Origin of the sequence: Sphaerisporangium perillae, assembly GCF_023276435.1 — a bacterium.
Lineage (GTDB): Bacteria > Actinomycetota > Actinomycetes > Streptosporangiales > Streptosporangiaceae > Sphaerisporangium > Sphaerisporangium perillae.
In genome coordinates this window covers 1-24,142 of sequence record NZ_JALLPO010000011.1, presented here as the reverse complement: position 1 = coordinate 24,142, position 24,142 = coordinate 1, and the positions used below count along the sequence as shown (strand labels likewise).

The following is a 24,142-nucleotide window of genomic DNA, read 5'->3' as shown; positions in this document are numbered from 1 at the left end:
GCCATCGGACACGCCAAGCTCTCGACTCATCGGGCTCTCGCACTCATCGGGCTCTTGCCCTCACTTGCACCCATCGGGCTCTGCGCGCCCCTCGGGCCCTGGCACTCATCGGGCGCGCCTTTGGGCGTCGCGATCGTGCACGATGGTGTAGGTGCTGCGCAGCGCCTCCATCGATTCATCGTAGGAGGCCTGAGCGACCCCCGTGAACAGGCAGTCCACGACCATGAGCTGGGCGATGCGGCTTCCCAGGGCCCCGGAGCGGAATCGGGTCTCCCGGGCGGCGGTGGTCAGCACGACGTCGGCCGTGGCCGCGAGCGGCGACTCGCGGAAGTTGGTGATGGCGATCGTCGCGGCGCCGGCTCTGCGGGCGATCGCGAGGAACTCGACGGTGTCGACCGTGGCGCCGGTGTGCGAGATGGCCATGGCGACGCACTGGTCGTCCAGGGTGGCCGCGGAGGTCCAGGCCGAGTGCGAGTCACGCCAGTTGATGGCGGTACGGCCGATGCGCGTGAGCTTCTGCTGGAGGTCGAGCCCGACGAAGGAGCTCGCGCCGACGCCGAAGCTGTCGAGGCGGCGGGCGGAGAGCACGAGCGCGACGGCGCGGCTGAGCGCTCCGGTGTCGAGTGTGCGGGCGGTGTCGGCGATGGACAGCGTCTCGTTCATCGCGACCTTGGCCACGATCTCGTCGAGCGTGTCGTCGCGGTCGATGTCGCCGGACATCTCGGAGATGTTCGCCGTCGTGAGCTCTTCCCGCGTCACCTCCCGGGTCAGGTCGATCCGGAAGTCCTTGTAGTGGGCGTAGCCCATGCGCTGGTAGAAGCGCACCACCGAGGTGGTCGAGGTGCCGCACTGGGAGGCGAGCTCCGCGATCGACAGGTTGGCCGCCGCCGCCGGATCGTCGAGGAAGACCTGCGCGAGGCGCTTCTCTGATGGGCGTAGACCGGGTAAGGCCGCCCGGATCCGTACCAGTACCGCTCCGGCCTCCGTGAGACCGGCCCCGCCTGCACTCATCTCCACTCCCTCGATCGAGTGTTCTCCGGTCCTCCCGGAAATAAAATTACACAAAACAGGCCAACACGTGTACTTTTATGCCCAACTTGGACTACGGATGCTTCCCTGGGTGACCGCGCGGGTCAGCGCGCCGGCAGCGCAGCATCGAATGTCACTGAGGAGACCGTATGTGGCAGAGATCACGATTGACCCGTGGCGCGCTCTTGGCGATCGGGGTCGCCACAGCCGCGTCCTCCGTGCTGACCGGCTGCTCGTCACCCGCCACGCAGGCGCCCAAGCCCGGCGCCTCGGGTGGAACCGGCGGCGCGCTCGTCGTGGGCGTCACGTCCGACCCTGACACGCTCTTCCCCTGGAAGGCCACGCAGTTCCAGGCGGTGAACGTGCTGCAGAACATCTATGGCACCCTCACCGAGTTCGACAAGGACCTGAACACCGTGCCGGGGCTCGCCAAGTCATGGGAGACGTCGAAGGACGGCCGCACGCTGAACTTCACTCTTCGTGACGGCGTCACCTTCAGTGACGGCAGCGCCTTCGACTCCAAGGACGTCAAGTACTCTCTGGACAAGATCAAGGACGAGGCCACGGCGGCCGTGGCCGCCGCCTCGCTCGCCTCGGTGACCTCCGTCGACGCGCCTGACCCGCAGACCGTGGTGCTGCACCTCAGCGCGCCGGATGCCGCCCTGCCCTCCAACCTCGCCGTGGTCAACATGGCCATGCTCTCCTCGGACGACACCGAGGCGTCGCTCAACACGACCCCCGACGGCACCGGGCCGTTCGTCCTGAAGAACCGGGTCGCCAGCCAGTCGCTCACCCTCGTCAAGAACGACAAATACTGGGGCGACAAGCCGAAGCTCGGCAGCATCGAGTTCCGGGTGATCCCGGACGAGTCCTCCATCGTCTCCGCGATGCAGTCCGGCAACGTGCAGCTCGCGGTCTTCGACGACCCGCTCGTGGCCAAGACCGCGGCGGCGGCGCAGCTCAACGTCGCCAAGACCCCGCAGCTGAGCTATCACGTCCTCCAGCTCAACGGGCGTCGCGGCGATCTCACCGACCTCAACGTGCGCCTCGCCGTCCAGTGCGCGATCGACCGCAAGCAGGTGCTCGACACCGCCGCCCTGGGCGAGGGCACGGTGACCGGTCCGATCACGGCGCCGGCCTTCAAGTCCAACCCCGACCAGCGTCCGTGCCCGGCGCGCGATCTCGCCAAGGCCGCCGAGTACCTCGGCAAGGCCGGGAAGAGCGCCGGAGTGAAGATCAAGACGATCGTCTCCCAGGGCGAGTACTCGACATCGGTCAACGAGGCCCAGAGCCTCAAGGCGCAACTGGCCGAAGCCAAGATCAACCTCGATCTCGAGGTGCTGGAGTCCGGCGCGTACGTCGACCGCTGGGTCGCCGGCGACTTCGACGCGGCCGTCGCCCTGAACGGCGGACGCCCCGACCCCGACGGCATGTACAACCGCTACTTCACCAGCACCGGCAACCTCAACAAGGTCACCGGCTACAGCTCGCCCGAGCTCGACAAGCTCTTCGCCGCCGGCAAGGCGTCGACCGACCAGCACGAGCGCAAGGCGATCTACGACAAGGTGTCCGTGGAGCTCGAGAACAACGCGCCATGGATCTGGCTGTTCACGAGCTACGCCTACACCGCGACCACATCCCAGGTACAGGGCTTCATCCCGATGGCGAACGCCTCGCTCCAGTACCTGCGCACCACGGCCGTCAACTAGCCGCCTTCCTCGTGGGGTGCCGCCTCCATGGCACCCCACCAGGGGCGAGGACCCAGGCATATGCTGCGAAAACTCATCCACAACCGCATCGTGCGGCGCGTGGCGAGCATGATCGGCACACTCCTCGGCGTGGCCGTCTTCGTGTTCATCATGCTCCGGGCGATTCCCGGCGACCAGATCACGGCGGGACTCGGCACGGAGGCCGCGGCGCTCTCCCCCGCCCAGCAGGAGGCCCTGCAGCGCTACTACGGTCTCGACCAGCCGCTGTTCACGCAGTTCTTCTCCTGGCTGGGCAACCTCTTCACCGGCAACCTCGGCTACTCCGCGCGTGCCCAGCAGAGCGTGCTCGACCTCACCCTGCGGTCGTTGCCGGTCACCTTCGAGCTGGCCGTGCTCTCGATCATCCTCGCCCTGCTGATCGGCATCCCGCTCGGCATGCTCGCGGCCTCGAAGCCCGACTCCGGCAGGGACGCCTTCGGCCAGTTCGTCAGCCTCGCCGGCCTCTCGGTCCCGGCCTTCCTTCTCGCGACGACCCTGCTCTCGGTCTTCGCGTCATCGTTCGGCTTCAACCCGAACGGCCAGGGCTACGCCACCCTCGCCGGGGATCCCCTGCTCAACCTGCGGCAGATGCTCATGCCCGCGATCGTGCTCGGATTCGGCATCGCGGCGCCCATCCTGCGCACCACGCGGACCGCCGTTCTGGAGATCCGCTCGGACGACTTCGTCCGCACCGCACGCGCCAAGGGCGTCCCGGCGCGCCGCCTTCAGACCAAGCACGTTCTCGGCAACGCGCTCGTGCCGATCGTCACGATGACCGGCCTGCAGTTCGGCTACCTCCTGGGCGGCGCCGTCGTCGTCGAGCAGATCTTCTCGGTCCCCGGCATCGGGCGGCAGGTACTGCTCGGGATCCAGCAGAAGGAGTACGCGGTCGTTCAGAGCACGGTTCTGGTCATCGCGCTGACGTTCGTCATCGTCAATCTCCTGACCGACCTTCTCTACCGCGTCATCGACCCCCGGGTGCGGGCCTCATGACCGATATCGCGCGGACCGCTCAGCTGCCGCCGGGCACCCGCAAGGGCGGCCACCGTCTCCGGAGCCTGCTGAGGAGCCCGAGCGGCCTCACCGGCCTCATCATCATCGTGGTGCTGGCGATCGTCTCGCTCTCGTCCTTCTTCCATGTGCTCCCGTACGACCCGATCGCCCAGAATCCGCCCGCGCGGCTCCTGCCTCCCTCGGCCGGGCATCTGCTCGGCACCGACCAGTTCGGCCGTGACATCTTCTCCCGCGTCGCGGCCGGCGTCGCCGGCTCGGCGCTCATCTCGGTCGTCGCCGTGGCCTTCTCCGCGGTCATCGGCACCATGGGCGGGCTCGTCGCCGGCTTCTACCGCGGCTTCGCCGACGGCGTCATCGGCGGAGTGACGAACGTGCTGTTCGCCTTCCCCCCTCTGCTGCTGGCCCTATCGCTCGCGTCGGTGTTCGACCGGAACTGGTTCACGGTCGCCGTCGCGATCGCGATCGTCTACGTGCCCATCTTCATCCGCGTCACCCGCGGCCCCGTTCTCTCGCTGCGGGAGATCGAGTATGTGAAGGCGGCCACGAGCACCGGTCAGAGCCAATGGATGATCATGATGCGGCACGTGCTGCCGAACATCACCTCGATCATCATCATCCAGGTGGCCTTGTCCCTGTCCTGGGCGGTCCTCACAGAGGCATCACTGAGCTTCCTCGGTCTGGGCACACCTCCGCCCTCGCCCTCGCTCGGGTCGATGATCTTCGAGGCGCGCACCCTGGTCTCCATCGCTCCGTGGACGATGATCGCGCCCGGAGTCGTCGTCGTGCTGCTCGTGGCCGGGCTCAACCTCCTCGGCGACGGCCTGCGTGACACTCTCGATCCGAGAAACCGAGGAAAGCGTTGAGCGTCAACTCCTCCGAATCCGCCCGGCTCGGCGATCTCACGACAGAGGCCACCGACCCCCGGTACGCGGAAATCGACAAAATGACGGTGGCCGAGCTCGCGGCGGCCATGAACGAGGCCGACACCACGGTGCCCGGCGCGGTCGCCCGGGCGCTCCCCCAGATCACGAGCGCGATCGAGACGGCGGCGGAACACATGAAGGCCGGCGGACGCCTCGTCTACGTCGGCGCGGGAACCCCCGGACGCCTCGGAGTGCTCGACGCCTCGGAGTGCCCTCCCACCTACGGCACCCCGCCGGAGCTGGTCTTCGGGATCATCGCGGGAGGCCGGAGCGCGATCGTCTCCCCGTGCGAGGGGGCCGAAGACGACACCGACGCCGCGGTCGCGGCGATCGAAGCCGCCGCCATCGGATCGCTCGACACCGTGGTCGGCATCACCTCCAGCGGACGGACCCCGTTCGTCCTCTCGGCGATCCGGCGGGCGCGGGAGCGCGGGGCGTTCACCGTGGGACTCTCGTGCAACACCGGCAGCCCGCTGAGCGAGGTGGCCGAGCACGCGATCGAGGTGATCGTGGGACCGGAGGTCGTGAGCGGCTCCACCCGGCTCAAGGCCGGCACCGCGCAGAAGCTCGTCCTCAACATGTTCTCGACGATCGTCATGGTGCAGCTCGGCAAGACGTACGGCAGCCTGATGGTCGACGTCAAGGCCACCAACGACAAGCTGCGCGAGCGGGCGATCCGCATCATGCGCACGATCACCGGCGCCCGACGGGACGAGGCGATCACGGCCCTCGACAGAAATGACTACAACGTGAAACAGGCGATCGTGGCCTTCCGGCTCGGCCTGACCCCGCAGGAGGCCGTGGCACGCCTCGTCGAGAGCAGCGGCCGGCTCCGGGTCGCACTCGGAGAACAATCATGAGAATCCTCGGAATGATCTCCGGCACCTCGCACGATGGAATCGACGCGGCCCTGGTCGACTTCCACGGCGCCGACGGCACGCTCAGCGGGGTGGTCGAGTACACGGCGAGCACGCCCTACCCGGCCGAGCTCCGCGCCCGCCTCATCGAAGCGCTCCCGCCGGCGGCGACGACCCTCGCCGAGGTGTGCGAGCTCGACACCCTCATCGGCCAGGGCTTCGCCGAGGCCGCCGCCGCGGCGATCGCGGAAGCCGGTGCGGTCGACCTCATCGTCTCGCACGGTCAGACCGTGTTCCACTGGGTCGACGGCGGGCACGCCCGCGGCACCTTGCAGATCGGCCAGCCCGCCTGGATCGCCGAGCGCACAGGCGCGCCCGTGCTGTCCGACGTGCGCATCCGCGACATCACGGCCGGTGGCCAGGGCGCTCCCCTGGTCTCCCTGCTCGACGCCCTCCTCCTCGCCGGCCACGAGGGCACCGCCGCCGCGCTCAACCTGGGCGGCATCGCCAACATGACCCTGGTGCGGGGCGTGGACGACCTGGTCGCCTACGACATCGGGCCGGCGAACGCGCTCATCGACGCCGTCGTGGTGCGCGACGGGCTCAGCGAGCGCGGATTCGACGAGGACGGGCGGATCGCCGCCTCCGGAACGGTCGACGAGCGCCTTCTGGAGGTTCTGCTCGACGACCCCTACTACCGGTGGCCCGCCCCGAAGAGCACGGGCAAGGAGCTCTTCCACCTGGCCTACGTCGAGGACGCGATGGCCAAGGCCGGCAGCCGGCCCGCCGCGGCCGACCTCGTGGCGACGCTCACCGAGCTCACCGTGCGCACGGTCGCGAGGGATGTGACGGCGAGCGGCGTGGACCTCCTGGTCGCCTCCGGTGGCGGGTGCCGCAACCCCGTACTGATGGACGGGCTGCGCCGCGCCCTTCCCGGCGTGACCATCGCGCTCTCCGACGCCTACGGCGCTCCCGCCGACGACAAGGAGGCGATCGCCTTCGCCCTCATCGGCTGGTACACCGCGCACGGCCTGCCGGGAACCGTGCCGGCGGGCACGGGGGCCCGGGCCGCCCGCGTCCTCGGCACCCTCACGCCCGGAGCGGGACCGCTCGTCCTGCCCTCCCCTGCCACCGAGGCTCCCCGCGCGCTCACCCTCACCGGGCGGGATTCGCATCCGGCGCGGACGTGAAGGAGCGTCACCGATGAACGCCCTCGCCGCGACCGCGGAACGCCTCGTCTCGGCCGTCCCCCACGGGCCCGGCACCCCGCCGGGCTCCACGGACGGCATGCGGCCGCCGCCCGGCGTCGCCCTGGCCGCCCGGACCCCGTGGTTCGACGTGGCCGCGTGCGCCGGCCACCGCACCGTCCGCTGGGAGGACGGCGTGCGCGTGGGCGAAGAGCCCATGACGATCGGCACGTACCACGACCTCGCCTCCGTCACCAAGGTCCTCGGCACCACGACCGCGCTCATGCGCCTCGTCTCCGACCGGCTCGTCGACCTCGACACGGAGGTGCGCCGCCACCTTCCCGGCTTCCGCGGCGGCGGGCGGGACGGCGTCACCGTACGCGACCTGCTCCTGCACCGCGGCGGGCTGTGGGAGTGGCATCCGCTCTACATCCCGGCCGGCAGCCCGGAGGAGGCGCACCGTTTCGTCGAAGAGCTGCCCCTGCGATACCGGCCGCGCGAGGAGCGTCACTACTCCGACCTCGGTTTCATCTTGCTCGGGCGGGTCATCGCCTCCGTCACCGGCCTCAGCCTCGAACAGGCGGTGTCCGATCTCGTGACCGAGCCGCTCGGCCTCGGCGCGACCCGGTACGCGGCACCGGCGGGGGACCCCGTGGCGACGGGGGCGCGTGACGACCGGATCGAGATCGCCATGCTCGACTCGGGCCAGCCGTACCCCGTGCCCTACCGCAGCGGCGACTTCGCAGGCTGGCGCCGCGAGCCCGTGCACGGGCAGGTCGCCGACGGCAACGCCTACCACGCCTTCGGCGGGATCTCCGGCCACGCCGGGCTCTTCTCGACGGTCCCCGACCTGCTGCGCTTCGCGACCGCGCTCTCCCGCTACCGGGAGCACGACACCCTCATCCGGCCGCAGGTCGCGCGGGAGTTCTTCGCGCCGGGCCCCGACGAGGGGCAGGCGCTCGGTTTCCGCAGGTACCGGCTGGAACTTCCCGGCGAGACCCTCACCGTGCTCGGTCACCCCGGTCATGTCGGATGCGCCGTCGGCTTCGTGCCGGACCGGGATGTCGCCCTCGCCCTCGCCAGCAACCGCCTGCTGGTCGAAGGCACCCCCGTACCCGGGGAGGCGCTCTGGCACGAGCTGCTGACGGCCGTCCCCGCCCCACCCGTCCCCTTCACGCAACGACCGAGGTGACCATGACGACCCCCACCCCACTCCTGGAACTCCGTGACCTGTCGGTCGCGTTCCGCACGGGCGGCCAGGACGTCACGGTCGTGAAGAACGTCTCGATGGAGATCGTGCCCGGCCAGACCGTCGCGGTCGTCGGCGAGTCGGGCTCCGGGAAGTCGACCACGGCCGCGGCGGTCAACCGGCTCCTGCCCGAGACCGGCCGCATCACGGGCGGCGAGGTGCTCTTCGAGGGACGCGACCTGGCCCGTGCGAGCGAGCGGGAGATGACCGCGATCCGCGGAGCGGGGATCGGGCTCGTGCCGCAGGATCCGATGTCCAACCTCAACCCGCTGATGCGCATCAGCGACCAGATCGCCGAAGCCCTCGAAGTCCACGGCCGTGCGACCGGCAAGGCGGCCCGCGAACGGGTGGTCGAACTGCTGGAGATGGTCGGCATCCCCGACCCGGCACGACGGGCCTACCAGTACCCGCACGAGTTCTCCGGTGGCATGCGCCAGCGAGCGCTCATCGCCATGGGCCTGGCCTGCCGGCCGAAGCTCCTCATCGCCGACGAGCCCACCTCCGCACTCGACGTCACCGTGCAGCGGCGCATCCTCGACCAGCTCGAGAGCCTCACCACGGACATGGGCACGGCGGTGTTCCTCATCACGCACGACCTCGCCCTCGCCGCCGAACGCGCCGACACCGTCGTGGTCATGTACCACGGGGAGATCGTCGAGGCGGGCGCCGCCGCCGAGATCCTCGCCCGTCCACGGCACGAGTACACCCAGCGCCTGCTCAGGGCGGTTCCGAGCCTGTCCTCCACCAGCATGGTCACCGCGCCAGCCACGACCGCACGGGAACGGACCGAGACGCCGCCCCCCGCCCCGGCGGGCGACCTCGTCCGGATCGAGGACCTGCGCAAGGTCTTCACGATCCGCGCCGCGGGCACCGGCGCGCCCACCCGGTTCGCGGCGGTCGACGGGGTCAGTTTCGGCATTCCGCGCGGCGAGACCGTCTCCATCGTCGGCGAGTCCGGCTCGGGCAAGTCGACGACCGCGAACCTGCTGCTCGGCCTCGACGACATCACCTCGGGACGGATCCTGTTCGACGGCACCGACCTCACCTCGCTCCGGCGACGCGAGCTGTTCGCGTTCCGCCGCCGGGTCCAGCCCGTCTTCCAGAACCCCTACGCGTCCCTCGACCCTCGCTACACGGTGGAGAAGTCGATCAGCGAACCGCTGCGCGTGCATCGCGTCGGCACGGCGGCGAGCCGCAAGCAGGCCGTGGCCCGCCTCCTCGACCAGGTCAACCTCCCCTCGTCGATGGCCGGACGGCTGCCGCACGAGCTGTCCGGCGGGCAGCGCCAGCGCGTCGCGATCGCGAGAGCACTCGCGCTCTCACCCGAGCTCGTCGTGCTCGACGAGGCCGTGTCGGCGCTCGACGTGCTCGTGCAGGCACAGATCCTCGAGCTGCTCGCCGAGCTCCAGCGGGAGCTCGGTCTCAGCTATCTGTTCATCAGCCACGACCTCGCCGTCGTCCGGATGATCTCGCACTCCGTGCACGTGATGCAGGGTGGGCGGATCGTGGAGACCGGCACGCCGCGCGAGATCTTCGAGCATCCCGGAGCCGAGTACACCCGCGAACTCCTGGCCGCGATCCCCGGCACCCGCCGAGCGGCCTGACGCGCCCTGGCGCGACCAAGTTGTGGACGAGGTTGGTGTGATCACTATTGCGCGCGCCCGGCCACTTCGGCGTTCTGAGTCTGGAACAGGCAGGTCGGCTACTGGTCGGATGGGACCTGATCGCCGATCATCCGCAGCAATGCGGCGTGCGTCTCTTGGTCGGCCGCCACGACGAGCCCGCCCGCACCGGTGTGCAGCGGTTGACCGTGGATGCCGGTCACCACGCATCCGGCCGCTTGGCACAATGCGATCCCGCTGGCGAAGTGCACGTTGTCGCGCAGATGGCCGTCGGTGACGTAGGCGGCTCGCCGGCCGGCGGCGACCCAGGCCACCGCGAGGGTGGTGGATACGACGCGCGGCCGGAACCGCTCGGCGAACTCTGTGCCGGCGAGAAGGCGGACCGCCCGGAAGCCCGGCTCGTTCGGGAACGGGGGATCGAGGTTGACATCCACCAACCGTGACTCGGGCGACGGCCTGAGTTCCTCGTCCACGCCGTCCCTACGGACATAGGCGCGTTCGCCGTCCGTCCAGAACACCTCTTCGGCGAACGGATCGGCCGATGCCGCCGCGGTGATGTCGGTCCCCACCAGCAGGGCGACGTTCACCGCGACCAGCATGTTCCGTACGGCGTAGTTCAGGGTGCCGCACAAGGGATCGACCAGCCACATACGCTCCGTGCGGTCCGCACCCGTGCGTCCGCTCTCCTCGCCCGTCATGGCATCATCTGGTCGAGCGGTTCGAATGACGTCGAGGATGACCTTCTCCGCTTCGAGATCAGCGACCGTGGCGAAGTCACCGGCGGACTTCTCAAACCGCGTCAGCGACCCCCCGTGCATATCGCGCACCACGGCGGCTCCCGCCTGCGCCGCAGTGACGGCCAGCTCCGCATCAGTTTCCGCATTCACCATCGGCACGCGAGCAGGATAGCCTCGGCCGTTTTCAGGCGCCGGCCCGACGACGGGGGCTCGGCGGAATCAGGGGAGAATCAACGGTGTGGCACGGATGAATCCGGACGAGCGGTAGGCGGATGCTGAACCTCGACCGGCTGGTGAACGTCCTCGGGGGCTACGGGGCCCGGCTGTGCTGCGCCCCGGCGTCGCGCGAGGTCGAGTTGCGCAGCGTGGTGGTGCACGACCCGACCGACACCCGCCCCGCCACCGGTGATGTCTTCCTGTCGGTCGGAGTCGACTCGGCGGCCGGCGCGGTACGGCTGGCGCGGTCGGCGCGCGCCGCCGCGGTGCTGGTGCGCGGGAACCCGCCGCTCGACGAGGACGCGCTGGCCGAGGCCCGCGACGCCGGCATCGCCGTGCTGCTGGTGGAACCGGAGGTCTCCTGGAGCCAGCTGTTCGGCGTGGTGTACGGCCTGGTGCTCGAAGGCCGCGAGACCGAGGCGGGGCGAGGGCCGACCGACCTGCTCGCCTTCGCCGACACCCTCGCCGGGACGCTCGGCTACGCGGTGACGATCGAGGACCAGATGTCGCGCGTCCTCGCCTACTCCGGCTCCCAGCACGCCGCCGACCCGGCCCGCCTGGAGACGATCCTCGGCCGGCGGGTGCCCGAGGGCATGAGCCGGCTGTTCCAGCAGCGAGGCGTCTTCGCCCACCTGGCGGCCTCCGACGAGCCGCTGTTCGTCGAGCCCTCGCCGGCGCACGGCCTGCGCGGGCGCATGGTCGTCGCCGTGCGCGCCGGACGCGAACTGCTCGGGTCGATCTGGGTGGAGTGCGAGCGCCCGCTGTCCGGCGAGCGCCGCACCGCCCTGGCGGACGGGGCGCGGGCGGTCGCGCTGCACCTGCTGCGTTCCCGGGTCGGCGCGGACCTGGAGCGTCAGGTGGAGTCCGACCTGGTCATCCGGCTGCTGGAAGGCACGGCCGACGCGCCCGCCCTGATCAGCAGGCTCGGGCTGCCCCACGACGCGTACCGGGTGATCGCCCTGCAGGCGCACGTCGCCGAGGAGCGGCACGCCGCGATCCTGCTGGCCTACGAGCGCGCCACCACCGGCTTCGGCTGGTCGCGGCCCGGACGCAGCACTCTTTTCGGCAACACCCTGTACACGGTCCTGCCCTGCGGCAACGACGCCGCGCCTGCCCGCGACTGGCTCGCCGCGGTCGGGAACGCCCTGCCGCGCGGGGTCACGGTGTACGCCGGCGTCGGGGGCGTGGCCGGGCCGGCCGAGCTGCCCGCGAGCAGGCAGGAGGCCGACGAGAGCCTGGCCCTGCGGGCGGCGGCGCCCGGTGACGCGCGGCCGGTCGTCTACGACGAGTCGTGGGACGAGATCCTGCTGCAACGCCTCAGGGCGGCGGCCTCGGCGGGACGCATTCCCGCGCGCGGGCCGGTGGCCGAGCTGACCCGGCGGGACGCCGAGCAGGGAACCCGCTACATCCCGACGTTGCGCGCCTGGCTGGAGGCCCAGGGCGACCTGGCGCTGGCCGCGAGCCGCCTCGACGTCCATCCGAACACCGTGCGCTACCGGCTGCGCAAGATGGCCGAGATCACCGACCTGCGGCTGGAGGAGCCGGAGAAGCGCCTCGCCATGATCATCGCCCTGGCCGTCGCGCAGGCCGGGCGGCGCTGATCCTCGGCGAGGCCGGGGCGTGGCGCGGGCATTGTCGGCGCCGGACAACGGCCGCCCTCGTCCTTGTCGGAACGGACAAACCGTTCCGGCGCCGCACCAGTGATGCTGAAGGGCAGGTATCAGGACGTCAGAGCGGAGATATGTGGTCATGGGTATCGACGGCGGGCCGCGCACGGCGGTGGTCATCGGCGCGGGCGTGGTGGGACTCTCCACCGCCTGGTTCCTTCAGGAGCGCGGAGTCGAGGTCACCGTGGTCGACCGCGACGGGGTCGCCTCGGGCGCCTCGTGGGGCAACGCGGGCTGGCTCTCCCCCGGGCTCGCCATCCCGCTGAACGAGCCGGGGGTGCTGCGCTACGGGCTGCGCTCCCTCATGGACCCGGCCGCCCCGCTGCACGTGCCGGTCACTCCGGACGTGCGCCTGTGGTCCTTCCTCACCAGGTTCGCGCTGAACTGCGGCTGGAAGTCGTGGGGCCGCGCGGTGCGCGCCAACCTCCCCTTCAACGAGGAGTGCCTGGAGGCGTTCGACGTGCTCACCTCCAACGGCGTCGAGGCGGCCACCGTGGAGGCCCCGATCATGGCCGCGTTCGAGACGCCGCGGCAGGCCGTGAGCCTCCTGCACGAACTCCAGCGCATCAACGGCTCCGGGCTGCACATCGAGTACACCGCGCTCGAAGGTGACGACCTCGCCCGGCAGGCTCCGCAGCTCTCCGCCCACGCCAAGGCCGGCGTCCGGCTGGACGGGCAGCGTTACGTCGACCCCGGCGCGTTCACCAGGTCGCTGGCCGACTCGGTCGTCGCCCGCGGCGGCACGATCAGGTCCGGCTTCCGCGTCACCGGCGTGGACGAGGCCTCCGGCAGGCTCACGGTGCGGTCGGGCGCGGGCGACTCCGTGAGCGCCGACGCCGTCGTCCTGGCCACCGGCGCCTGGCTGAACCGGCTCGGCAAGGACTGGGGCGTCCGCGTACCGGTGCAGGCCGGGCGTGGCTACTCCTTCACCGTGCCGACCGACCAGCCCGTGCCCGGCCCGATCTACCTGCCGGCCGTGCGCGTGGCGTGCACGCCGTACCAGGGCAAGCTGCGCGTCGCGGGGACCATGGAGTTCCGCGACGCCGACGCCCCCCTGTACCCGAAGCGCGTCGAGGCGATCATCGAGTCCGCCCGGCCGCTGCTCGCCGGCGTCTCCTGGGAGGAGCGCACCGACACCTGGGTCGGGCCGCGCCCGGTCACGCCCGACGGGCGGCCCCTCATCGGAGCCACCCGCGCTCCGGGCAGGTACGTCGCCGGAGGGCACGGCATGTGGGGGTTCACCCACGGGCCGATCACCGGCCGCATGCTCGCCGAGCAGATCACCACGGGCAAGCAGCCTCTGGCCCTGCGGGACCTCGACCCCACCCGCTGACCGATCGGCCGGGCGCCGCGGGTCAGGAAGCGGGAACGGTGATGATCAGGGCGTCGCCCTGGCCGCCGCCACCGCACAGGCCCGCGGCGCCGGTGCCGCCGCCACGGCGGCGGAGCTCGTGCGCGAGGGTCAGGACGATGCGCGCGCCCGAGGCGCCGATGGGGTGACCGAGGGCGATGCCGCCGCCGTTGACGTTGATCTTGTCCTCCGGCACGCCGAGCTCCTTGGCCGACTGGAGCACGACCGCGGCGAACGCCTCGTTGATCTCGATCAGGTCGAGATCGTCCACGGCGAGCCCCTGCTTGCCGAGGGCGTGGCGGATGGCGTTGGCCGGCTGCGACTGCAGCGAGTTGTCCGGGCCCGCGACGTTGCCGTGGGCGCCGATCTCGGCGAGCCAGGTCAGGCCGAGCTCCTCGGCCTTGGCCCGGGACATCACCACGACCGCGCAGGCGCCGTCGGAGATCTGGGACGCCGAGCCGGCCGTGATCGTGCCGTCCTTGGCGAACGCGGGCCGCAGCCGCCCGAGCGTCTCCACGGTGGTGTCGCCGCGGACGCCCTCGTCGGTGGAGAAGACCAGCGGGTCGCCCTTGCGCTGCGGCAGGGAGACCGGGACGATCTCGTCGTCGAACCTGCCGTCCTTGATGGCGGCCGCGGCGAACTGGTGGGAGCGGGCGGAGAAGGCGTCCTGCTCCTCGCGCCCGAGGCCGAGACGGGTGTTGTGCCGCTCGGTGGACTCGCCCATCGACACCTGGTCGAACACGTCCGTGAGCCCGTCGAACGCCATCGCGTCGAGGATGTCGGACCCGCCGTACTTCACACCCTTGCGCAGCCCGGGAAGCAGGTGGGGGGCGTTGGTCATCGACTCCATGCCGCCCGCGACCACGATGTCGAACTCCCCGGCGCGGATCAGCTGGTCGGCCAGGGCGATCGCGTCGAGCCCCGACAGGCAGACCTTGTTGATCGTCACCGACGGCACGCTCATCGGGATGCCCGCCTTGACGGCCGCCTGGCGCGAGGGGATCTGGCCGGCGCCCGCCTGCAGGACCTGCCCCATGATGACGTACTCGACCTGCTCGGGAGCCACGCCGGAACGCTCCAGGGCCGCCTTGATGGCCAGCCCGCCGAGCTCGACGGCGGACAGGCCGGACAGCGAGCCGAGCAACCGGCCGATGGGCGTGCGCGCCCCGGCGACGATGACGGACCGCGAAGTGCCGGACGGGGTGGAAGGACGGGACACCAGGGCCTCCATGATGGGGTCTGCGGCGACTTTGCCACCATACCCATGAGGCACCACATGCCCCCAAGGAGGTCTCACCCCGGACGGCCACCCGGCCCGGGACCGGCTCTCCCGGGGATTCCGGCCGCTACGGCCGGGCACGGACGGAAGGACACGCAATGCTGCTGAGAATCGACCACGTGGGCATCGCCTGCGAGAATCTCGAAGAGAAGATCGCGTTCTACGAGTCGACCTTCGGCGTGACCGTGGTCAGCCAGGAGCTCAACGAGGAGCAGGGGGTGAAAGAGGCCATGTTGCACGTGGCCGACGGCGAAGGCGGAGGCTCCTACATCCAGCTGCTGGAGCCCTTGCACCCCGACACGCCCGTCGGGAGGTTCCTGGCCAAGCGAGGTGAGGGCATCCACCACGTCGCCTACGGCGTGACGGATGTCACCGCAGCCATCGAAGAGATCGGGGGCAGGGGTGTTCGTTTGATCGACTCACACCCCCGGCACGGCGCAATGGGCACCTCGATCGCGTTTCTTCATCCGAAAGATGTGGGAGGAGTCTTGACAGAGCTGGTCGAGTCCCCTCCTCGCCCCTCCTAGCTGACGAAACTCAACAATGGCTTATTCGTAACAAGTCGCGCAGAAAGTCGGACGGGACCTCCAATTCGGCAACACCAGAGTACGCTGGCCTACCATCCGGACGTGGATCCTCGCCATGGACGGGCGAGCCGAGCACGAGAACGACAGGGGCCAGCGACAGCCGGCCCCCGTAGGCGAGTGCCCGAGCGAGCGCGACCATAGGCGGGTTTCCCGCCTCGGATGTCCGCCCCCCCGTCCGGCCCGTGTAGCCGTCTCGACAACCCAGGATCGAGCCTCATGCAGTCCGACATCGACGCCCAGCTGAACAATTTCTTTGAAGACGCCCCCACGCGGGAATTCGACGTGGTTCTCCGTGGCTACGACCGGCACCAGGTTCACGACCACCTGAAGCAGCTCGACACCGACCTGCGGCAGACTCGTGAGCAGCTCTCCGCGTTGCAGCGGGAGCTGTCCGACTCTCAGCGCCAGCTGCAGGAGCAGGAGCGCCCGACCTACTCCGGTCTCGGTGCCCGCATCGAGCAGCTGCTGCGTCTCGCGGAGGAGCAGGCCACCGAGCTCGTCCAGGCCGCGAGGTCCGAGGCGAACGAGATCAAGGCCGCCGCGAAGGTCGACGCGGCGGACGTCCGGGCGGCCGCCGAGAACGAGGCCGCTGAGAAGCGCGCGCTCGCCACCCGCGAGACCGACGAGATGCGCACCATGGCCGAGCGGGAGGCCGAGGAGATCCGCTCGACCGCCAAGCGCGAGGCCGACGAGCTGACCTCCACCACCGAGCGCGAGGTCTCCAAGCTCCGCGCCACTGCCGACCACGAGGTCGCCGAGAAGCGCGCCGACGCCGAGCGCGAGATCGCCAAGCTGCGCACCACCACCGAGCGCGAGGTCGCCCAGCTCCGCGCCTCGACCAAGCGTGAGCGCGACGAGGTGCTCACCACGGCCAAGCGCCAGGCCGACGAGATGCGGGCCCAGGCCCAGCGCGTCCTGGAGGAGTCCGAGGCCAAGCGCGCCCAGGACGAGGCCGAGTTCGAGATCCAGCTCGCCGCCCGCCGCGAGGAGGCCGAGCGCCAGGAGTCCGAGCGCCACGCCACCGCCCAGGCCGCGACGCAGAAGCTCGTCGCCGAGGCCGAGCAGCGCGCCGCCACCGCCGAGCAGCGGGCCACCAAGGCCACCCAGCAGGCCGACCAGACCCGCCGCGAGGCCGACACCCACGCCAAGCAGCTGCTGGCCAACGCCCGCAAGAACGCCGACCAGTTCGTCGCCGAGGCCAAGGCCAGCGCCGAGTCCATCGTGTCCGAGGCCAAGTCCGAGGCCGAGCGCAACAGGACGATCGCCCAGCGCCAGGTGGACGAGCTGACCCGCCAGCGCGACAGCATCACCAGCCACCTCGCCCAGCTGCGCCAGCTGCTCGGCGGCGCGGCCCTGCCGGGCATGGACGAGGCCCCGGCGGTCGCCGCCCCGGCGCCGAAGCCGGCGCTCGCGGCGACGCCCGTCGTGAACGACAAGCCCAGCCCCGCGCCGGCTCCGCAGCGGGCCGCCGCACCGGCTGAGGACGACTCGGAGTGGTGGCAGGAGTAGGCACCGGCTCCTCACCGCACAGGGGGCTTTAGGGACGGCTACCGGGAGAGCCTGGCGATCACATGGTCGCTAGGCTCTCCTGTGTTGTCCGCCCCCTTGTGTACGACGCCGGCGGTCCGCCCCTGGCGCCGGCTGCCGTCTCCCTGGCAGGCCGTCAACGCTCGCCCCCCCGACCTCCGACGCCGAGGAGCAGACCCCGTGCCCGACCCCGCTCCCGATGCGGTGCCCGTCCCCCCTGGTCCCGGAACGGCCCCGGGCGCGCGTGACGCCCGCCCCGACGCGGCCGAGGTGACCGCCATCCTGCCTGCGACGGCCGCCGTTCCCGGCGCGGGCCGCGGTGCCACGTCCTCCCACACCAGCGCCGCCGAACCCGCACGATCCGCGACGGCGGCCCCGACGCGGCCCCGGGCGAGCGACTCCTCGCGGTCCCGGACGACCGACTCCGCACGCCCGGAGACCGGGCCAGGACGCCAGGGCTCTCGCGACCGCCGGACCGGCGGGCCCGCCGAAGACGGGGCCGAAGACGACGCGGCGATGCCGTACGGCCTGCCCGGCAAGCCGCTCACCAGAGGACCGTTCCTGTGGGGGCTGACGGCGGCGCTGGGCGTGCTGACCGCCTGGGGTCTGGCCCAGGCGCTGGTCAGCTCCCGCAGCGTGATCGTGCTGATCGTGGTGGCCGCCTTCCTCGCCGTGGGGCTGAACCCGATCGTCGAGGCCCTGCAGCGGCGCGGCATGAGCCGGCGCTGGGCGATCTCCCTGGTGTTCCTGGGCGTGACCCTGCTCTTCGCGCTGTTCGGCCTGGCGATCGTCCCGCCGGTGAGCCAGGAGACCAGTGACTTCGTCGGCGCCGTGCCCGGCTACGTGCAGAGCCTGACGTCGAACCCGACGATCAAACAGCTCGACACCGACTACCAGATCCTCGCCAACCTCCAGTCGTACATCACCAGCGGCGGCCTGGGCGCGACCGTGGCCGGCGGGATCCTGGGCGCGGGGGCGGTCGTGCTCGACGCGTTCTTCTCCGGCTTCACCCTGCTCGTGCTGACGCTCTACTTCCTTGGGTCGCTGCCCACGATCAAGGAGTACCTGCTTCTGCTGGTGCCGGCGACCCGCCGTCCCCGCACGCGCGCCATCGGCGATGAGATCCTCGCCGGGATCGGCGGGTACGTGGCGGGCAACGTGCTGATCTCGGTGATCGCGGGCAGCCTCTCCTGGCTGTTCCTGACGATCGCCGGGGCCAAGTACGCCCTCGCCCTGGCGCTGGTCGTGGCCGTGACCGACCTGATCCCGCTGGTGGGCGCGACGGTCGGGGCGGTGCTGGTGTCGGCGGTCGGCTTCCTGCAGTCGGCACCGCTCGGCATCGCCTGCGTCATCTTCTTCGTGATCTATCAGCAGGTCGAGAACTACGTCATCTACCCCCGCGTGATGAGCCGGTCGGTGGACGTGGCCCCGGCGGTGTCCGTGATCGCCGCCCTGTTCGGCGGCGCGCTCCTCGGCGCGGTGGGCGCGCTGCTCGCCATCCCCGTGGCCGCCGCGGTGGCGCTCATCATCCGCGAAGTCGTCCTGCCCCGCCAGGCGCAGCTCTAGCCGCCGAGGATGGTCCTGTCACTCCTGGGGTTCCGGAGACGCGTCCGGCCGTCGCGGGGGTCAGGTGGCGGCGGCGCCGCCGTCGATGAACAGGACCTGGCCGGTCATGTACGCGGAGGCGGATCCGGCCAGGAAGACCGCGGGGTGGGCCATCTCCTCGGGGGTGCCCCAGCGGCTCATGGGGACGCCGGCCATCAGGGTCTTGCTCGCGTTCTCGTCCTCCCAGAGGCTGCGGTTGAGTTCGGTTGCGGTCCAGCCGGGACACAGGGCGTTCACCCGCACGCCGCTCCCGGCCCACTCCAGCGCCAGGGTCTTGGTGAGGGCGACCACGGCGGCCTTGGCCGCGGCGTACGGGGCCATGAAGGGGGCGCCCAGGGCGGCGACGGAGGCGACGTTGATCACCGAACCGGTCCCGCGTTCCAGCAGGTGCGGCCCGACCGCGTGGCACACCGCCATCGCGGAGTCCAGGTTCAGCTTCATGATCTTGTCCCACCCGGACAGCCGCAGGTCGTTGAAGGGCACGATGAAGTTGGATCCGCCGGCGTTGTTCACGACGATGTCCAGGTGCCCGAGCGCCTCGATCGCCTGCGTCACGGCCGCGGCGGCCGCGTCCCTGTCGGTCAGGTCGCACGGGATGACGTGCGCACGGCGCCCGAACGCCTCGATCTCCTTGGCGACCCCGGCCAGGGTCTCGGCCGTCCGCGCGACCAGCGCCACGTCGGCGCCCGCCTCGGCGTAGGCCAGTGCGATCGCCCGCCCGATGCCCCGCGACGCGCCGGTCACGAACGCGTTCCGCCCGGATAGATCAAACGCCTGCACGGCAGCCTCCTCGATAGAACCGAACAAGATTCTATGGGGGGCGCGGGCCCGGCGTCACCGGACATCCGGCGACGGGACTCAGACTTCCGTGGGGCACAGGGGACGGGACTCAGACTTCCGTGGGCAGAGGATAGGCCGCCGGGTTGACGCGCTTGACGATCTCGTTGAGGACGATCCGGACGTAGGGCTCGCCGACCCAGAGGTGCTTGGCGCCGTCGACGCCCACCACCTCGGCCTGCGGGACGGCGGCGAACCGCTGCCGCGCCTCCTCGGGCCTGAGATAGTCGTCGAACTCCGGGACCAGCGCGACCAGCGGCCGCCCGAACTCCGCCCACGCCGCGAGGTCGGCGTCCTTGGCCCGCTTCAGGGGAGGCGACAGCAGGATCGCGCCCCGGACCAGCGGGTCGTGCCCCCACTTGAGCGCCAGCTCGGTGCCGAACGACCAGCCCAGCAGCCACGGGTTCGGCAGGTCGTGGAACTCGGCGTACTCCAGCGCCGCGGCGACGTCGAACCGCTCCTCCTCGCCGTCGCCGAAGGCGCCCTCGGACTTGCCCCGCGCGGAGGCGGTCCCCCGGGTGTTGAAGCGCAGCACCGCGACACCCGCCAGAGCCGGCAGCCGGGCGGCGGCCTTGCGCAGCACGTGGCTGTCCATCATGCCCTCGGCCGTGGGAAGCGGGTGCAGGCAGATGAGCGTGGCCGCCGGGGTTCCCTCTGTGGGCCGGGCCAGCTCCCCCACCAGCGTCAGGCCGTCGGCCGTGTGCAGCTCGATGTCCTCCCGCACGGCGGGCAGCACCGTCGACGAGCGAATCTCCAACGCGGACTCCTCAGGTATCGCCTCTCCGGCACCGGCTCGGCGCAACGGGCCGAGACCGGAGGGAGGGCAGGCGGGACGGGTCAATAACGGGAACGGCCGGGGCCGCGGTCGATCCGCTTGCGCCAGCAGGCGGTGTGCCAGTGGCGGCGCTCCCCCTCGCCGCCGGACCAGTTCGGCCAGCTCACCACGTGCGGAAGCCCCGGGCGGATCTCCTGGTCGCAGCCCGGGCAGCGGTAGATCTTGTCCGAGCCCGCGCCGGAGACGCTCCGCACCTTCCACTCGCCGTCGGGCCCCTCCTCCACCCGTTCCATGCCGCGCAGCACCCCGTCGAGCGGACGCGGCGCGTCGAGGCCGCGCCCCTTGTCTCGGGGGGCCGGACGGCGGGCGCGGCGGGGGCTCATGACAGCACAAACGTCGATGCCGAAGGTGTTCTTCCGTCACCGGTCCCTGATGCCGGTCACTCCGGCGGTCACCAGGCGATCGAGCAGCGGGGTGGGGGCGAAGAAGGGTTCGCGGTACTCGGCGTAGAGCGCCCGCAGCCCGTCGCGCACGACCTCGAGCCCGATGGCGTCCAGCATCTCGAACGGCCCCGCGGGGTACCCGCACCCGAGCCGCATCGCGGTGTCGATGTCCTCCATGGAGGCGTATCCGGCGTCGTACATCCGCACGGCGTCGTTGAGGTAGGGGTACAGCAGGGCCTCGACCACGAACCCGGCGCGGTCGGCGCACGGAACGGGGGTGCGCCCGAGCACTCTGACCAGGTCTCCGACGGCCCGCGCCACCTCGGGGACGGTGAGCACCGTCGAGACGACCTCGGCGATGTCCTCGCCCACCAGGTGGAGCCCTACCAGGCGCTCGGGATGCGGCAGCAGCACGGCGTGCTCGATGACGGGCGTGCTGGACAGCGCGATGACCACGTCGGCCTCGTGCGCCTCTCCCTGCTTGAAGCCGGCGGCGGACAGCCGGGCCGACAGCTCGTCCGCGCCCTCGCCCAGCACGTGGACCGACCCCACGCCGAGCTTGCCCCCGGCCCCGGCGGCGGGCCTGGCCACGTCGTCGTAGGAGTGGAAGCCCCGGCCGGTCTTGCGCCCGAGCAGCCCGGCGGTCACCAGCTCCCGCAGGATGGGCGCGGGCGCGTGCACGCGGTCGCGGCTCTCCTGGAACAGCACCTCGCACACCTCGTGGGAGACGTCCAGGCCGATCAGGTCGAGCAGCGTGAACGGGCCCATCGGCAGCCCGGCGCCGAGCTTCATGGCGGCGTCGATGTCCTCCTTGGCGGCCACTCCGCGCTCAAGGAGCGTCGCGGCGTGGTTGAGGTACCCGAGCAGCAGCCGGTTGACCACGAACCCGGCCCGGTCGCCCACGGTGACCGGGGTCTTGCCGAGGCGCCGGGCGAGCGTGGCGACGTCGCCGGCCAGTCCTTCCTCGGTGACCACCGTGTGCACGACCTCGACGAGCTTCATGACGGGGGCCGGGTTGAAGAAGTGCATGCCGATCACTCGGCCCGGGCGGGAGGTGGTGGCCGCGATCGCGGTGACCGACAGGGAGGAGGTGTTGGTCGCGAGCACGGTCTCCGGCCCGCAGACGCGGTCGAGGTCGGTGAACAGGGCGCGCTTGAAGTCCATGATCTCGGGGATCGCCTCGATCACCAGGTCGGCGTCGCGCAGGTCGTCGAGGGCGCCGGTGAACGTCGTCCTGCCGAAGATCCCGTCGCGCTCGGTCTCGCTCAGCCGGCCCCGGCTCACGGCCCTGTCCAGGGACCGGTCGAGGTTGCCGCGCCCGCGCTCCAGCGCCTCGGCGTTCACCTCGACCCCGATCACCTGGAGCCCGGCGCGGGCGAACACCTCGGCGATGCCGGCGCCCATGGTGCCGAGCCCGACGACGCCGACGGTCTGGAACGTGCGTGCCATCCTGCCCTCCTTGTCCTGCCGGCAAGTCTCCCAGAGGGGCCGGCGCCGCCGTCCAACGGCCCCGCGAACGGCGCCCGCCCGGGCCGGGGCGGCGGTAGGGTTGGCGGTCATGCGGCTGGTCATCGCGCGTTGCAGCGTGGATTACGCGGGAAGGCTCACGGCGCATCTCCCGATGGCGCCCCAGCTGATCCTGATAAAGACGGACGGTTCGGTTTTGCAGTAGTCCAAACTTCCCTTTACCCTGGTGTTACCCACGAGCACTAGGGAGACATGCCTTGCGTGTGCTGGCAGTCAAGCGGATCAGCAGGGACACAGAGCAGTCTTCGGCGCTTGAGCGCCAGGACGTTCAGCTAGCAGAGGCGATCAGGAAGGGCCGGCACGCAGTGGCCGGTTGGGTGGAGGACGCCACCGTTTCCGGCGCGGTCAACCTGGACAAACGACCATCCCTCGGGAAGTGGCTACGCGAGCCGCTGATCCACGAATGGGACGCCATGATGGTCACCAGCCAAGACCGGATCACCCGCGACGACTTGCACTGGGCCGCCTTCGTCGGCTGGGTGCTGGAGAACAACAAGACGGTCGTCATCCTCGATGACCCCGCCTTCGACCTGTCCACCCCCAACGGCCGAATGATCGCCAACATCAAAGCGACACAGGCAGCCAACTACCGGAAGTCCGTCCAGGAGAAGAAGCTCAACCAGCTTGAGTGGTACCGGGAAGAACAGCTCTGGGCGGGCGGCACGTGGCCCTTCGGATACCGGGCGGTCCGCGTGGAACACAAGGGCGGGATGCGCTGGCGGCTCGACGTCGACCCCGTCACCGGCCCACTGGTCCGGGAAGCCTACGACCGCCTGGTCAACAAGAGCCAGTCGATGGGCGGCATCGCCAAGGACTGGAACGCTCGCGGCATCCTGACCACCCTGGACTATCAGCGGCACACCAACGCGACCGAAGGCCGCGAGGGAACCATGAGCAAGGTGAAGGGGACCAAGTGGGCGACCTCCTCGCTCAAGGCGGTCCTGTCCAAGCCCGCCCTCATGGGCTACGCAATCCACCGGGGCGAGGTTCTGAAGAAGAACGGCCTACCCGTGCAGTGGGCCGAACCGATCCTCACCCGCGAGGAATTCGACAAGCTCCAGGATGTGCTGGACCGTCGCGGCAGCGCGTACCGAAACGTTGACCGAGAAACCACACCCCTGGTCGGCATCCTCTACTGCGCGTGCGGCGAGATGATGTATGCCAACTCGGCCGACCGGAAACTGGCCAATGGCTCGACAAGGCACTACTCGTACTACCTGTGCAAGACAATCCGGGTCGGCACCAAATGTCAGTACCAGAAGTCCTGGGAGAGGGAGGTCCTGCAACTCCATCTGGAGGACGCCTTCCTCTCCGCCGCAGGCGACCTTGAGATCACGATCAAGACCTACGTGCCAGGCTCCGACCGCTCCTCCGACATCAAGGAACTCCGGGAGGCCCTGGACAACCTGGCCGGCAACCTCGTCCATATGAAGCCTGGGAGCGCCGGAGCGAACGCGGTGATCAAGGGGATCGAGGAACACGAGGCGGCCCTGGCCGAGCTTGAGGCCCTGCCCATGGTCCCGTCGCGGTGGGAGGAGTCCGGCACCGGCGAGACGTTCCGCCAGTTCTGGGAGCGCAACCCCGCCTGGGAAACCCGCTGCGAGCTTCTGCGTAAGGCCGGAGTCCGGCTGTACGTGGCAGGCAACCCCAAGGCTCCCGACCTCGACCTGTTCATCCCCGAAGACCTACAGCAGCGCATCATCGACGCGCTGTCGGACGCGGTGGAACCGGGGTTCATCGACGCGGCCGACCTTTGGGCGGCCGAAGCCATGGCACAGCGCAGGGACAGCGACGCGGCCCTGAGGGACGAGGCGCGTTAGGACCATCCGCGAGAAGTCCGCACGATACACATGTGACGAGGACGGGGAGGGACGGCCGGTGGCCGACCTCCCTTTCTTCTTGCTCCGGACCATCCCAGGGAAGTCCTACAGATACCTGTGGGGAAGGGGGGTAGGGGGGTAG

Annotated in this window: 20 protein-coding genes and 1 pseudogene; 14 read left to right on the top strand and 7 right to left on the bottom strand. The window is 70.6% G+C overall.

All coding sequences use genetic code 11. The features are described from left to right. Positions 1-105: 105 nt before the first annotated feature. Entirely contained in the window at positions 106-1,011 is a 906-nt protein-coding gene (locus MYF83_RS12580) for a MurR/RpiR family transcriptional regulator (protein ID WP_248960457.1), read from the bottom strand. Positions 1,012-1,178: 167 nt separating this feature from the next. Here MYF83_RS12580 and MYF83_RS12575 point away from each other — a divergent pair, with 167 nt between their 5' ends. The 7 genes from MYF83_RS12575 to MYF83_RS12545 are packed head-to-tail and all read left to right on the top strand — an operon-like array spanning position 1,179 to position 9,611. After that, positions 1,179-2,738, top strand: a complete 1,560-nt coding sequence (locus tag MYF83_RS12575) for an ABC transporter substrate-binding protein (protein ID WP_248960456.1) — start codon at positions 1,179-1,181, stop codon at positions 2,736-2,738. A gap of 60 nt (positions 2,739-2,798) precedes the next feature. Then, complete coding sequence (locus MYF83_RS12570; protein WP_248960455.1) at positions 2,799-3,770, top strand: ABC transporter permease; 972 nt, start codon at positions 2,799-2,801, stop codon at positions 3,768-3,770. Beyond that, positions 3,767-4,654, top strand: coding sequence for an ABC transporter permease (locus MYF83_RS12565; RefSeq protein ID WP_248960454.1), 888 nt, complete (start codon positions 3,767-3,769; stop codon positions 4,652-4,654). Before MYF83_RS12570 ends, MYF83_RS12565 begins: the two co-directional genes overlap by 4 nt. After that, positions 4,651-5,574 (top strand): N-acetylmuramic acid 6-phosphate etherase, encoded by a 924-nt coding sequence (gene murQ, locus MYF83_RS12560; protein ID WP_248960453.1) that lies wholly within the window; start codon positions 4,651-4,653, stop codon positions 5,572-5,574. Before MYF83_RS12565 ends, murQ begins: the two co-directional genes overlap by 4 nt. Then, complete coding sequence (locus MYF83_RS12555; RefSeq protein ID WP_248960452.1) at positions 5,571-6,761, top strand: anhydro-N-acetylmuramic acid kinase; 1,191 nt, start codon at positions 5,571-5,573, stop codon at positions 6,759-6,761. Before murQ ends, MYF83_RS12555 begins: the two co-directional genes overlap by 4 nt. Before the next feature lie 13 nt (positions 6,762-6,774). Further along, a complete protein-coding gene (locus tag MYF83_RS12550; protein ID WP_248960451.1) occupies positions 6,775-7,950 on the top strand; it encodes a serine hydrolase domain-containing protein in 1,176 nt (391 codons plus the stop codon). 2 nt (positions 7,951-7,952) lie between these two features. After that, entirely contained in the window at positions 7,953-9,611 is a 1,659-nt protein-coding gene (locus MYF83_RS12545; protein ID WP_248960450.1) for an ABC transporter ATP-binding protein, read from the top strand. A 98-nt stretch (positions 9,612-9,709) separates the two neighbouring features. On the opposite strand, the gene MYF83_RS12540 is transcribed toward MYF83_RS12545, so the two are convergent. Continuing rightward, positions 9,710-10,519, bottom strand: a complete 810-nt coding sequence (locus tag MYF83_RS12540; protein WP_248960618.1) for an inositol monophosphatase family protein — start codon at positions 10,517-10,519, stop codon at positions 9,710-9,712. 119 nt (positions 10,520-10,638) lie between these two features. Here MYF83_RS12540 and MYF83_RS12535 point away from each other — a divergent pair, with 119 nt between their 5' ends. Then, positions 10,639-12,183, top strand: a complete 1,545-nt coding sequence (locus tag MYF83_RS12535) for a PucR family transcriptional regulator (protein WP_248960449.1) — start codon at positions 10,639-10,641, stop codon at positions 12,181-12,183. Positions 12,184-12,331: 148 nt separating this feature from the next. Further along, positions 12,332-13,582 carry an NAD(P)/FAD-dependent oxidoreductase gene (locus tag MYF83_RS12530; RefSeq protein WP_248960448.1) on the top strand — a complete coding sequence of 417 codons (1,251 nt, stop codon included), beginning with the start codon at positions 12,332-12,334 and terminating at the stop codon, positions 13,580-13,582. 22 nt (positions 13,583-13,604) lie between these two features. On the opposite strand, the gene MYF83_RS12525 is transcribed toward MYF83_RS12530, so the two are convergent. After that, positions 13,605-14,819 carry an acetyl-CoA C-acetyltransferase gene (locus MYF83_RS12525; protein WP_248960447.1) on the bottom strand — a complete coding sequence of 405 codons (1,215 nt, stop codon included), beginning with the start codon at positions 14,817-14,819 and terminating at the stop codon, positions 13,605-13,607. Between the two features lie 158 nt (positions 14,820-14,977). Between MYF83_RS12525 and mce the strand changes: the two genes are divergently transcribed. From mce to MYF83_RS12510, 3 genes are all read left to right on the top strand, one after another. After that, positions 14,978-15,406: a methylmalonyl-CoA epimerase gene (mce, locus tag MYF83_RS12520; RefSeq protein ID WP_248960446.1), complete on the top strand. Its 429-nt coding sequence runs from the start codon at positions 14,978-14,980 to the stop codon at positions 15,404-15,406. Positions 15,407-15,682: 276 nt separating this feature from the next. Next, positions 15,683-16,975, top strand: coding sequence for a DivIVA domain-containing protein (locus MYF83_RS12515; protein WP_248960445.1), 1,293 nt, complete (start codon positions 15,683-15,685; stop codon positions 16,973-16,975). Between the two features lie 198 nt (positions 16,976-17,173). Beyond that, positions 17,174-18,559: an AI-2E family transporter gene (locus tag MYF83_RS12510; protein ID WP_248960444.1), complete on the top strand. Its 1,386-nt coding sequence runs from the start codon at positions 17,174-17,176 to the stop codon at positions 18,557-18,559. Between the two features lie 60 nt (positions 18,560-18,619). On the opposite strand, the gene MYF83_RS12505 is transcribed toward MYF83_RS12510, so the two are convergent. From MYF83_RS12505 to MYF83_RS12490, 4 genes are all read right to left on the bottom strand, one after another. Further along, positions 18,620-19,378: an SDR family NAD(P)-dependent oxidoreductase gene (locus tag MYF83_RS12505; protein WP_248960443.1), complete on the bottom strand. Its 759-nt coding sequence runs from the start codon at positions 19,376-19,378 to the stop codon at positions 18,620-18,622. Positions 19,379-19,487: 109 nt separating this feature from the next. Next, complete coding sequence (locus MYF83_RS12500; protein WP_248960442.1) at positions 19,488-20,192, bottom strand: alpha/beta hydrolase; 705 nt, start codon at positions 20,190-20,192, stop codon at positions 19,488-19,490. Between the two features lie 80 nt (positions 20,193-20,272). Then, positions 20,273-20,593 carry an Rv1322 family protein gene (locus MYF83_RS12495; RefSeq protein ID WP_248960441.1) on the bottom strand — a complete coding sequence of 107 codons (321 nt, stop codon included), beginning with the start codon at positions 20,591-20,593 and terminating at the stop codon, positions 20,273-20,275. A gap of 36 nt (positions 20,594-20,629) precedes the next feature. Beyond that, complete coding sequence (locus MYF83_RS12490; protein ID WP_248960440.1) at positions 20,630-22,102, bottom strand: 3-hydroxyacyl-CoA dehydrogenase; 1,473 nt, start codon at positions 22,100-22,102, stop codon at positions 20,630-20,632. 109 nt (positions 22,103-22,211) lie between these two features. On the opposite strand from MYF83_RS12490, the pseudogene MYF83_RS12485 reads away from it, so the two are divergent. Both MYF83_RS12485 and MYF83_RS12480 read left to right on the top strand, forming a co-directional pair. After that, positions 22,212-22,316: pseudogene (locus MYF83_RS12485) on the top strand (endonuclease NucS); the annotation flags it as partial. 67 nt (positions 22,317-22,383) lie between these two features. Beyond that, complete coding sequence (locus tag MYF83_RS12480) at positions 22,384-24,000, top strand: recombinase family protein (protein WP_248960617.1); 1,617 nt, start codon at positions 22,384-22,386, stop codon at positions 23,998-24,000. Positions 24,001-24,142: the final 142 nt, after the last annotated feature.